This is a genomic window from Streptomyces sp. NRRL S-378 (assembly GCF_000720645.1).
In the GTDB taxonomy this organism is placed as follows: Bacteria; Actinomycetota; Actinomycetes; order Streptomycetales; family Streptomycetaceae; genus Streptomyces.
The window spans coordinates 1-9,947 of record NZ_JOBX01000112.1; the positions used below are offsets into that span (position 1 = coordinate 1).

The window sequence follows — 9,947 nt, forward strand, 5'->3', positions numbered from 1 at the left end:
CCCCACCACCGAGCCGCCCGCAGGGCAAGCCGCTCCCCGACTCAGACCGACCACGCCCGGACAGAGCCCAAGCCGAGCCACCGAGCCGCCCGCAGGCGAACCCGCCCGACCGGAGCCGGGGCCCGACCGCCGAGCCGCCGAGCCGCCGAGCCGCCCGCAGAGCACCACGCCCGGGAGCCAAAGCCGGACCGCCGGGCCGCCCGCAGGGCACCACGCCCCGGCGGAGCCGGAGCCGGACCGCGGGGCCGCCCGCAGGGCACACCGTCGAGCCGCCTGAAGCCGGGGTCAGTAGGACTTGGGGAGGCCCAGGGATTGGTGGGAGATGAAGTTGAGGATCATCTCGCGGCTGACCGGGGCGATGCGGGCCACGCGGGCCGCGGTGATGAGGGAGGCCAGGCCGTATTCGCGGGTGAGGCCGTTGCCGCCGAGGGTGTGGACCGACTGGTCCACGGCCCGGACGCACGCCTCGCCCGCCGCGTACTTCGCCATGTTCGCGGCCTCGCCCGCGCCCATGTCGTCGCCCGCGTCGTACAGGTGGGCCGCCTTCTGCGTCATCAGGCGGGCCAGTTCCAGTTCGATGTGGGCCTGGGCCAGCGGGTGGGCCACGGCCTGGTGGGCGCCGATCGGTTCCTTCCACACCTGCCGGGTCTTCGCGTACTCGACGGCGCGCGCGAGGGCGTAGCGGCCCATCCCGATGGCGAACGCGGCGGTCATGATGCGTTCGGGGTTGAGGCCGGCGAAGAGCTGGAGGAGGCCCGCGTCCTCGTCGCCGACGAGCGCGGAGGACGGCAGGCGCACTTCGTCCAGGGTCAGTTCGAACTGCTTCTCAGCCGCCTGGAGTTCCATGTCGATGACCGAGCGGCCGAAGCCCGGGGTGTCGCGCGGGACGATGAACAGGCAGGGCTTCAGGCGCCCGGTACGGGCGTCCTCCGTGCGGCCGACGATCAGCGTGGCGTCGGCGATGTCGACGCCGGAGATGAAGACCTTGCGGCCGGTGAGGATCCAGTCGTCGCCGTCGCGGCGGGCCGTGGTGGTGATGCGGTGGGAGTTGGATCCGGCGTCGGGTTCGGTGATGCCGAAGGCCATGGTGCGGCTGCCGTCGGCGAGGCCGGGGAGCCAGGTCCGCTTCTGCTCGTCCGTGCCGAAGCGGGCGATGACCGTGCCGCAGATGGCGGGCGAGACGACCATCATCAGGAGGGGGCAGCCCGCCGCGCCGAGTTCCTCGAGGACGATGGCCAGTTCGGCGATGCCCCCGCCTCCGCCGCCGTACTCCTCGGGGAGGTTGACCCCGAGGTAGCCGAGCTTCGCGGCGTCGGCCCACAGTTCGTCGGGGTGGCCGCCCTCGCGGGCGAGGCGGGCGAGGTACTCGCGGCCGTAGCGCTGTCCGAGGGCGGCGACGGCGGCACGCAGGGCCTGGTGTTCGGCGGTTTCGATGGTGGGGCTCATGACAGCGGTTCCTCCTGGACTACGGCGAGCAGGGCGCCGAACTCGACCTGTTGGCCGGTGACGGCGTGGAGCGCGGTGAGCGTGCCGGAGGCCGGAGCGAGGATGCGGTGCTCCATCTTCATGGCCTCCAGCCAGAGCAGGGGCTGCCCGGCCGTGACGGGTGTGCCGACGGTGAGGCCCTCGGCGACGCGGACGACGGTGCCGGGCATGGGGGCGAGCAGGGAGCCCGGTTCGGTGCGGTCCTGGGGGTCCGGGAACCGGGGGACGGGGGTGAGGGTGTGGGATCCGAGGGGGGAGTCCACGTAGACCTCGGTGTTGTTCGAATTTCGTTTCACGTGGAACATCCGGCGGATCCCGTCGACTTCGAGGGTGACGAGGTGCCGCTCGGCCGCCAGGACGCGAACGCCGGGGTGGTCGACGGGGTGGTACTGGACCTCGTACTCGGTGCCGCCGGTGGTGTAGCGGCGGGTCTGCGGCTGGGAGCGGAGGTTGCGCCAGCCTCCGAGGCGGGCGGCGAGGGAGGCGTCCGGGGTGGGGGCGGCCTCGGCGAGGGCGGCGGCGAGGGCGGCCGTACCGGCGTCCGGGGCGGTCCCGGTGAGGGTGGTGAGGTGGCGGTCGTAGAAGCCGGTGTCGAGCTGTCCGGCGGTGAAGTCGGGGTGGCGCAGGGAGCTGACGAGGAGTTCGCGGTTGGTGGTGAGCCCGTGGATGCGGGCTCCGGCGAGGGCGTGGGCGAGGGCGCGTACGGCTTCGGCGCGGGTGGGGGCGTGGGCGACGACCTTGGCGAGCATGGGGTCGTAGTGGACGCCGACGGAGTCGCCGCCGGTGAAGCCGGTGTCGACGCGGACCCGGCCGGGGATGTCGAGGGTGTGCAGGACTCCGGTCTGGGGTCGCCAGTCCTGGGCGGGGTCCTCCGCGTAGAGGCGGGCCTCGACGGCGTGGCCGGTGGGTTCCGGGGGCGAAGGGGGCAGGGCAGCACCCTCGGCGACGCGCAGTTGGAGGGCGACGAGGTCGAGGCCGAAGACGGCTTCGGTGACGGGATGTTCGACCTGGAGGCGGGTGTTCATCTCCAGGAAGTAGGGACGTCCGTCGGCCGTGACGAGGAACTCGACGGTGCCCGCGCCCCGGTAGGAGACGGCGCGGGCGGCGGCGACGGCGGCGGTGTGGAGGCGCTCGCGCAGGGTGTCGGGCAGGCCGGGTGCCGGGGCCTCCTCGATGACCTTCTGGTGGCGGCGCTGGAGGGAGCAGTCGCGGGTGCCGAGGGCCCAGACGGTGCCATGGGCGTCGGCGAGGATCTGCACCTCGACGTGGCGGCCGCGCTCCACGTAGGGCTCGGCGAAGACCTCGCCGTCGCCGAACGCGGACGCCGCTTCGGCGGAAGCGGCGTGGAGGGCCTCCTCGAGGGCGTCCAGGTCCCGGACCACGCGCATGCCGCGGCCGCCTCCGCCGGCGGCCGCCTTCAGCAGGAGGGGCAGGTCGGCGGAGGTGGCGGCGGCCGGATCGACGGGGTCGAGGAGGGGAACTCCGGCGGCGCGCATCAGGTCCTTGGCCCGGGTCTTGGAGGCCATGGCCTCGATGGCCTCGGGGGGCGGGCCGATCCAGGTCAGGCCGGAGTCCTGGACCTGGCGGGCGAAGTCGGCGTTCTCGGAGAGGAAGCCGTAGCCGGGGTGGACGGCGTCGGCGCCGGCGGCGAGGGCGGCCTTGATGATGAGGTCGCCGCGCAGGTAGGTGTCGGCGGGGGCCGCGCCGGGCAGCCGTACGGCGGCGTCTGCGGTCCGGACGTGCAGGGCGTCGGCATCCGGGTCGGAGTGCACGGCGACGGTGGCCAGGCCCAGGTCGCGGGCCGTGCGGAAGATCCGTACGGCGATCTCGCCCCGGTTGGCGACGAGGAGGGAGGTCAGGTTCGTCATGTGCGGGCTCACATCCGGAAGACGCCGAAGCCGCCACGGGCGCCCTCGACGGGGGCGTTGTGGACGGCCGACAGGCACAGGCCGAGGACGGTTCGGGTGTCGCGCGGGTCGATGACCCCGTCGTCGTACAGCCGCCCGGACAGGAACATGGGGAGGGACTCGGACTCGATCTGCGCCTCGACGAAGGCGCGCATGCCGGCGTCCTGTTCCTCGTCGTAGGGGAGTCCCTTGGCGGCGGCGGACTGCCGGGACACGATGGAGAGGACTCCGGCGAGCTGCTGGGGGCCCATGACGGCGGATTTGGCACTGGGCCAGGCGAAGAGGAAGCGGGGTTCGTAGGCGCGGCCGCACATGCCGTAGTGGCCGGCGCCGTAGCTCGCGCCGATCAGGACGGAGAGGTGGGGGACGCGCGAGTTGGAGACCGCGTTGATCATCATCGAGCCGTGTTTGACGATGCCGCCCTGCTCGTACTCCTTGCCGACCATGTAGCCGGTGGTGTTGTGGAGGAAGAGGAGCGGGATGTCGCGCTGGTTGGCGAGCTGGATGAACTGCGCGGCCTTCTGGGACTCGGCGCTGAACAGCACGCCCTGGGCGTTGGCGAGGATGCCGACCGGGTAGCCGTGGAGGGTGGCCCAGCCGGTGACGAGGCTGGTGCCGTAGAGCGGCTTGAACTCGTCGAAGTCGGAGGCGTCGACGATGCGGGCGATGACCTCGCGCGGGTCGAAGGGGGTCTTCAGGTCGGGCGGGACGATTCCGAGGAGTTCCTCCGGGTCGTGGAGCGGCTCCTCGGCCCTCGGCGGGTCCTGGTGGGGCTTGCGGTGGTTGAGGCGGGCCACGATGCGGCGGGCCTGGCGGATGGCGTCGTACTCGTCGAGGGCGTAGTGGTCGGCGAGTCCGGAGGTGCGGGCGTGCATGTCGGCTCCGCCGAGGGACTCGTCGTCGCTCTCCTCGCCGGTGGCCATCTTGACCAGGGGCGGGCCGCCGAGGAACACCTTGGAACGGTCCTTGATCATGACGGTGTGGTCGGACATGCCGGGGACGTACGCGCCTCCGGCGGTGGAGTTCCCGAAGACGACCGCGACGGTCGGGATGCCCTCGGCGGAGAGCCGGGTGAGATCGCGGAAGATCGCGCCGCCCGGGATGAAGATCTCCTTCTGGGAGGGCAGGTCGGCGCCGCCGGACTCCACGAGGCTGATGACGGGCAGGCGGTTCTGCCGGGCGATCTCGTTGGCCCGCAGGGCCTTCTTCAGCGTCCAGGGGTTGCTGGCGCCGCCGCGGACGGTGGGGTCGTTCGCGGTGACCAGGCACTCGACGCCCTCGACCGTGCCGATGCCGGTGACCATGGAGGCGCCGACGGGGTAGTCGCTGCCCCAGCCGGCGAGCGGAGAGAGCTCCAGGAACGGGGTGTCGGGGTCGAGGAGCAGCTCGACGCGCTCGCGCGCCAGGAGCTTGCCGCGCCTCTTGTGGCGGGCCGTGTACTTCTCCCCGCCGCCCTCCAGGGCCTTGGCGTGTTCGGCGTCGAGGGCGTCGAGGCGCTCCAGTGCGGCCGTACGGGCCCTCGTGTGCTCGGGGGCGTGGGGGTCGACGGTGGTGCGCAGACGGGTCATGGGCCGGTCCCCTCCGGGGGCGGGAGCAGGTGGTCGGGGATGTCCGGGAGCAGGTGGACGGGGATGTCGAGGTGGCGGGCGCGGAGCCATTCGCCGAGGGCCTTGGCCTGCGGGTCGAAGCGGTGGCCGGAGGCGACGCCGTCGCCGAGGATGCCGGTGACGGTGAAGTTGAGGGCGTGGAGGTTCGGCAGTTCGTGCCGGTGGACGGTGAGGCCGCGGGTCTCGGGGAGCAGGGCCTGGAACCGGTCGACGGTCAGGGTGGCGCGCAGCCAGTCCCAGGCGGGGCCGGACCGGGTCCAGACGCCGACGTTGGCGTCACCGCCCTTGTCGCCGCTGCGGGCCCCGGCCAGCGCCCCGAGGGGGGCGCGGACGGTCTCCCGGGGCTCGGCCCCGGATCCGGCGGGGGCTGCGCCGGACCCGGTGGGGCTTGCGTCGGCGACCCCCTCGGGGGCTCCGCCTCCGGACCCCCGCGCCTCGGATGCCGGTGGGGCTGAAGGTGCGGCGGGCTCCGTCGGCCAGGCTGCGGGTGCCGCGGGCTCCCCCGCCGGGGCTGAAGGTTGGGCTGGAGAAGCCGGGGTGGGGATCGGGACGCGGGTGCCGTCCGGGAGGACTGCGGTGTGCGGGACCTCGGCCGCCGGGACGTAGGACGAGGCGAACACGCCGTAGGGCTGCGCCGGGCCGGGCGGGGCGGCGACGTGGAAGCCCGGGTAGCTGCCGAGGGCCAGCTCGATCGCCGTGGAGGTCAGGGCTCGGCCGACCCGGTCCGGGGACGGGTCGCGGACCACCAGGCGCAGCAGCGCGCTCGCCGTCTCCTCCGTGTCGGCGTCCGCGTGGTCGGTACGGGCCAGGGTCCAGGCGGCGTCGGCGACGCCCTCCAGGGTCTCGGAGAGCTGGGACCGGACCAGTTGCGCCTTCGCCTCGATGTCCAGGCCGGTCAGGACGAAGACCACCTCGTTGCGCCAGCCGCCGAGCCGGGTCACGCCGACCTTGAGGGAGGCGGGCGGGTGCTCGCCGCGGACTCCCGTGATGCGTACGCGGTCGGCGCCGTCGTCGGTCAGCCGGACCGTGTCCAGGCGGGCGGTCACGTCGGGGCCGAGGTAGCGGGCGCCCTGCGTCTCGTAGAGGAGCTGGGCGGTGACCGTGCCGGTGGTGACGGCCCCGCCGGTGCCGGGGTGTTTGGTGATGAGCGCCGAGCCGTCCTCGGAGATCTCGGCGAGCGGGAAACCGGGGCGGCGCACGTCGTGGGCGGTGAAGAAGGAGTAGTTGCCGCCGGTGGCCTGGGTGCCGCATTCGAGGACGTGGCCCGCGACCACTGCGCCCGCCAGCCGGTCGTGGTCCTCCGGCGCCCAGTCGAACCACCATGCCGCCGGGCCGCTGACCAGGGCCGCGTCGGTGACCCGGCCGGTGATGACGACGTCGGCGCCGGCCCGTAGGCAGGCGGTGATGCCGGCGCCGCCGAGGTAGGCGTTGGCCGTCAGGGCGCCGTCCTCGCGGGAGGTGAGGTCGTCGCCCTCGACGTGGGCCACGGAGACCGGGACGCCCACCTCGGCCGCCAATGCGCGGACCGCGTCGGCGAGTCCGGCCGGGTGGAGGCCGCCCGCGTTCGTGACGATCCGTACGCCCCGCTCGTGGGCGAGCCCGAGCCCTTCCTCCAGCTGGCGCAGGAAGGTCTTGGCGTAGCCGAGGTCCGGGTTCTTCAGGCGGTCCCGGCCCAGGATCAGCATGGTCAGCTCGGCCAGGTAGTCCCCGGTCAGCACGTCCAGCGGGCCGCCGGTCAGCATCTCGTGCAGGGCGCTGAAGCGGTCGCCGTAGAAGCCGGACGCGTTGCCGATGCGCAGCGGCCGGCGGCTCATCGCCCGGCCCCCGGTTCGCGTCCCGCGCCCGCCGGGCCGGCGAAGGCCTGGGCGATGTCCAGCCAGCGGTCCGCATCGGGACCGGTCGCGGTCAGGTCCAGGTCGGCGCGGTGGGCCCGCTGGGTGGCCAGCAGGCAGAAGTCGAGGGCCGGGCCGGTGACCCGCTGCGGGGCCTGCGGGGGCCCGTAGGCCCACACCCCGGCGCCGTCGGGGGCGGTCAGCTCCACCCGGAACTCCCCCTCGGGCGCGGGCAGTCCGCGTACGGCGTAGGCGTAGTCGCGGGCCCGTACCCCGATCCGTGCCACGTGCCGCAGCCGAGCGGTCGGGGTGCGGCGCACGCCGAGCGCGTCGGCGACGTCCTGGCCGTGCGCCCAGGTCTCCATCAGGCGGGCGCTGGCCATCGAGGCGGCCTTCATCGGTGGCCCGTACCAGGGGAAACGGGTGTCGGGCGGGGCCGCGGCGAGGGCCTGCCCGAGTGCGTCGCGCGTGTGCCGCCAGCGGGTGAGCAGGGCGGCGGGCGGGAGCTCCGCGCCCTCGCGCGCGCCGTCGTCGACGAAGGAGTCGGGGGCTTTCAGCGCCTCCTCGACCATGCGTCCGAAGCCCGTGGGGTCGGTGAGGGATACCAGCGAGGCCCGGTCGGTCCAGTGCAGGTGGGCGATCTGGTGGGCGACGGTCCAGCCGGGTGCGGGAGTGGGCCGGGCCCAGTCGGGGGCCGACAACCCCTCGACGAGGGAGTCGAGTTCACGCCCCTCCTCACGCAGATCGGTGAAGACGGCGACGGCGTCGTCGGCGGCGGACGGATCGGGCACGGTGCGCTCCCCTTCTCGGCGTGAGGGGAAGACTGGCAGCACCCGAGAAAACAATCAAGCACGCTTGCATGATTTTCTCGACCGGTGCCGGGCAGGGTGACGCCTTCCCGCCACCGCACCAAGGCCCTTCAATGCAGGGGCAGTTGATCCACATCGATATCGGCCGCAGGTCTCGCGGCCCGCCCGCGCCGGGAACCGCCGAGGGCGATTCAGGCCGTACGCCGGAAACCCGCGATACGTCACCGGATGTCCCGTCGATACTGAACGCTCCGCTCCGGGCCCGGGCGGCCGTCCACGTTCGTGTCACTCGACGAAGAGGATGAACTGACGTGACTCCAGCCGCCCGACCTCCCTTCTCCCTCTATCCCGAACTCGACGCGACCGCCCTCGCCGCCTTCGTCTCCGCGCTGGAGAGCGGCGACCTCACCGGCCTGCCGCCGGCCCGCGCCGCCGAGGTCGCCGAGGCGCGCGCCCTCGCCGTCTTCACCCGCGGCAAGGTCACCGGGGCCGACGGCGACCTCCTCGACGCGGCGCTGTGGCGGCACACCGGGGGCCGGCCGCGCCCGATGATCGTCATGCCCTCGCCCTGGACCGGCCTGGGCTGGCTCGTGTACGCCGTCCAGGCCACCCTGTTCGCGGCCCGCGGCTACAACGTCCTCGCCTACTCCGCCCGCGGCTTCGCCGGTTCCGAGGGCCAGGTCGACGTGGCCGGGCCGCTCGACGTCGCCGACGGCAGCCGCGCCCTGGACCACCTGATCGAGCGCACCACCGGCCCGGTGACGAAGGTCGGCTTCCTCGGGTGCTCGTACGGCTCGGGCATCAGCCAGTTGGTCGCCGCCCACGACACCCGCGTCGACGCCGTGGTCGCGCTCAGCACCTGGGGCGACCTCGGGGAGGCCTTCTACGAGAACTCCACCCGCCGCGTCGCCGCCGTGCAGGCCCTGCTCAGGGCGGCCGCGAAGGCCCGGCTGAGCCCGCAGACGCAGAGCGTCTTCGACAACGTCCTGACCGGCAGCGACGTCCGGGGCACCCTGCGCTGGGCCGAGGTCCGCTCGCCCTTCACCCACATCAAGGAACTCAACCGCCGCCAGGTGCCGGTCTTCTCCTCGCACGCCTGGCACGAGACGCTCTTCCCGCCCAACCAGACCCTCAGGACGTTCAACGAGCTGACCGGCCCCAAACGCCTCGCGCTCTCCATCGGCGACCACTCAGGCCCCGAGATGTCGGGCGTCCTCGGGCTGCCGAACCGGATCTGGACGGACGCCCACCGCTGGTTCGACCACCATCTCAAGGACATCGACAACGGCATCGGCGACGAGGGACAGTTCATCGGCGAGGTCATGTGGAGCAAGGCCCTCGAACCCCGCCCCACCTGGCCCTCCGCCACCGAACAGCTGCAACGCCTCTACCTCGCCGCCGACGGCGCACTGGGCCCCGAGGCGGAAGCCGGCTGGACGGCGACCGTCCTGTGCGGGATGGACACCCCGGCGACCGTCGCCGACAAGGTCGTCGAGTCCGGGTACGCGGAGATGGCGGGGCGCCCGAAGACCTACCCGGCGGAGGACATCGACCGCACCATCGCCGCCGTCTGGACCGCCGAACCGGCCGCGGAGACCGTCCGGCTGCGCGGCACGCCCCGGCTCCGCGTGACCTACCGGGCGGCGAACCCGGGCTCGACCTTCGTCGCGTACCTCCTGGACACGGCCCCGGACGGTACGGCCCACCTCGTCACGCACGCCCCCTACAGCGACCTGGCCTCGCCTCCGGACAGCCTGATCAGCGCGGACATCGAGCTCCAGGCCACGGCGTACGACGTGCAACGCGGCCACCACCTGATGCTGGTGATCGACGCCCGCGACCCCTTCTACGCCGACGCCAACCTGCCCCGCGCGACGCTGGCCTTCACCTCCCCGGAGGCCACCCCGTCGTACCTGGAGCTCCCCCTCGGCTGATGCGTACGCCCGCCCAGGCGGTCCCCCGCGGCCGTCCGGGCGGGCGCACGCTCCACAGATGACGCAGGGCCCGCCCCTCCGGTTGCAGCGGTTCGCGACGAGGAGGACGGGAATCCCCGGAGGGGGGCTCGGAGGGCGGGGGTTGGGGCGGGGCGGGAGGGGGGCGGTGGCTTCGACGGTGCGGGGCAAGGTGCAGGAGCGGTGGTGTGGCGGGGCGGCATCAGAGCCGCGTAGGGGGTTTCCCGTCAGTCCCATCGTCTCTCCGTGCCGTGCCGGTCCCTCAAGGGCGCTCCTTCGTCGCGTCGCTGCGCGATGGCCTTCGGCCACCCTTGACCGACCGTCCCGCCCCGGAAATCCGAAAGACTGCCGGGAA

General features: G+C 73.5%; 6 protein-coding genes. 1 reads left to right on the plus strand and 5 read right to left on the minus strand.

All coding sequences use genetic code 11. The annotated features are described in order from the left end of the window. Positions 1-285 precede the first annotated feature (285 nt). Genes IH80_RS0137095 through IH80_RS0137115 form a run of 5 tightly spaced genes read right to left on the minus strand, consistent with a single transcriptional unit; the run spans position 286 to position 7,622 of the window. Positions 286-1,446 carry an acyl-CoA dehydrogenase family protein gene (locus IH80_RS0137095; protein WP_030966284.1) on the minus strand — a complete coding sequence of 387 codons (1,161 nt, stop codon included), beginning with the start codon at positions 1,444-1,446 and terminating at the stop codon, positions 286-288. Further along, positions 1,443-3,353, minus strand: a complete 1,911-nt coding sequence (locus tag IH80_RS0137100; protein ID WP_030966285.1) for a biotin carboxylase N-terminal domain-containing protein — start codon at positions 3,351-3,353, stop codon at positions 1,443-1,445. The genes IH80_RS0137095 and IH80_RS0137100 overlap by 4 nt, the downstream gene beginning before the upstream one ends. An 8-nt stretch (positions 3,354-3,361) precedes the next feature. Next, on the minus strand, positions 3,362-4,960 hold the full coding sequence (locus tag IH80_RS0137105; protein ID WP_030966286.1) for an acyl-CoA carboxylase subunit beta: 1,599 nt from the start codon (positions 4,958-4,960) through the stop codon (positions 3,362-3,364). Continuing rightward, positions 4,957-6,813 (minus strand): acyclic terpene utilization AtuA family protein, encoded by a 1,857-nt coding sequence (locus IH80_RS0137110; RefSeq protein WP_030966287.1) that lies wholly within the window; start codon positions 6,811-6,813, stop codon positions 4,957-4,959. The genes IH80_RS0137105 and IH80_RS0137110 overlap by 4 nt, the downstream gene beginning before the upstream one ends. Next, positions 6,810-7,622, minus strand: a complete 813-nt coding sequence (locus tag IH80_RS0137115; protein WP_051810338.1) for a TIGR03084 family metal-binding protein — start codon at positions 7,620-7,622, stop codon at positions 6,810-6,812. Before IH80_RS0137115 ends, IH80_RS0137110 begins: the two co-directional genes overlap by 4 nt. Before the next feature lie 329 nt (positions 7,623-7,951). On the opposite strand from IH80_RS0137115, the gene IH80_RS0137120 reads away from it, so the two are divergent. Further along, positions 7,952-9,574: a CocE/NonD family hydrolase gene (locus IH80_RS0137120; protein ID WP_030966290.1), complete on the plus strand. Its 1,623-nt coding sequence runs from the start codon at positions 7,952-7,954 to the stop codon at positions 9,572-9,574. Positions 9,575-9,947 lie beyond the last annotated feature (373 nt).

What these genes read in the sequence shown, in the direction of transcription:
- IH80_RS0137095 (WP_030966284.1), bottom strand. Translation starts at nt 1,446, where the DNA reads ATGAGCCCCACCATCGAAACCGCCGAACACCAGGCCCTGCGTGCCGCC.
- IH80_RS0137100 (WP_030966285.1), bottom strand. Translation starts at nt 3,353, where the DNA reads ATGACGAACCTGACCTCCCTCCTCGTCGCCAACCGGGGCGAGATCGCC.
- IH80_RS0137105 (WP_030966286.1), bottom strand. Translation starts at nt 4,960, where the DNA reads ATGACCCGTCTGCGCACCACCGTCGACCCCCACGCCCCCGAGCACACG.
- IH80_RS0137110 (WP_030966287.1), bottom strand. Translation starts at nt 6,813, where the DNA reads ATGAGCCGCCGGCCGCTGCGCATCGGCAACGCGTCCGGCTTCTACGGC.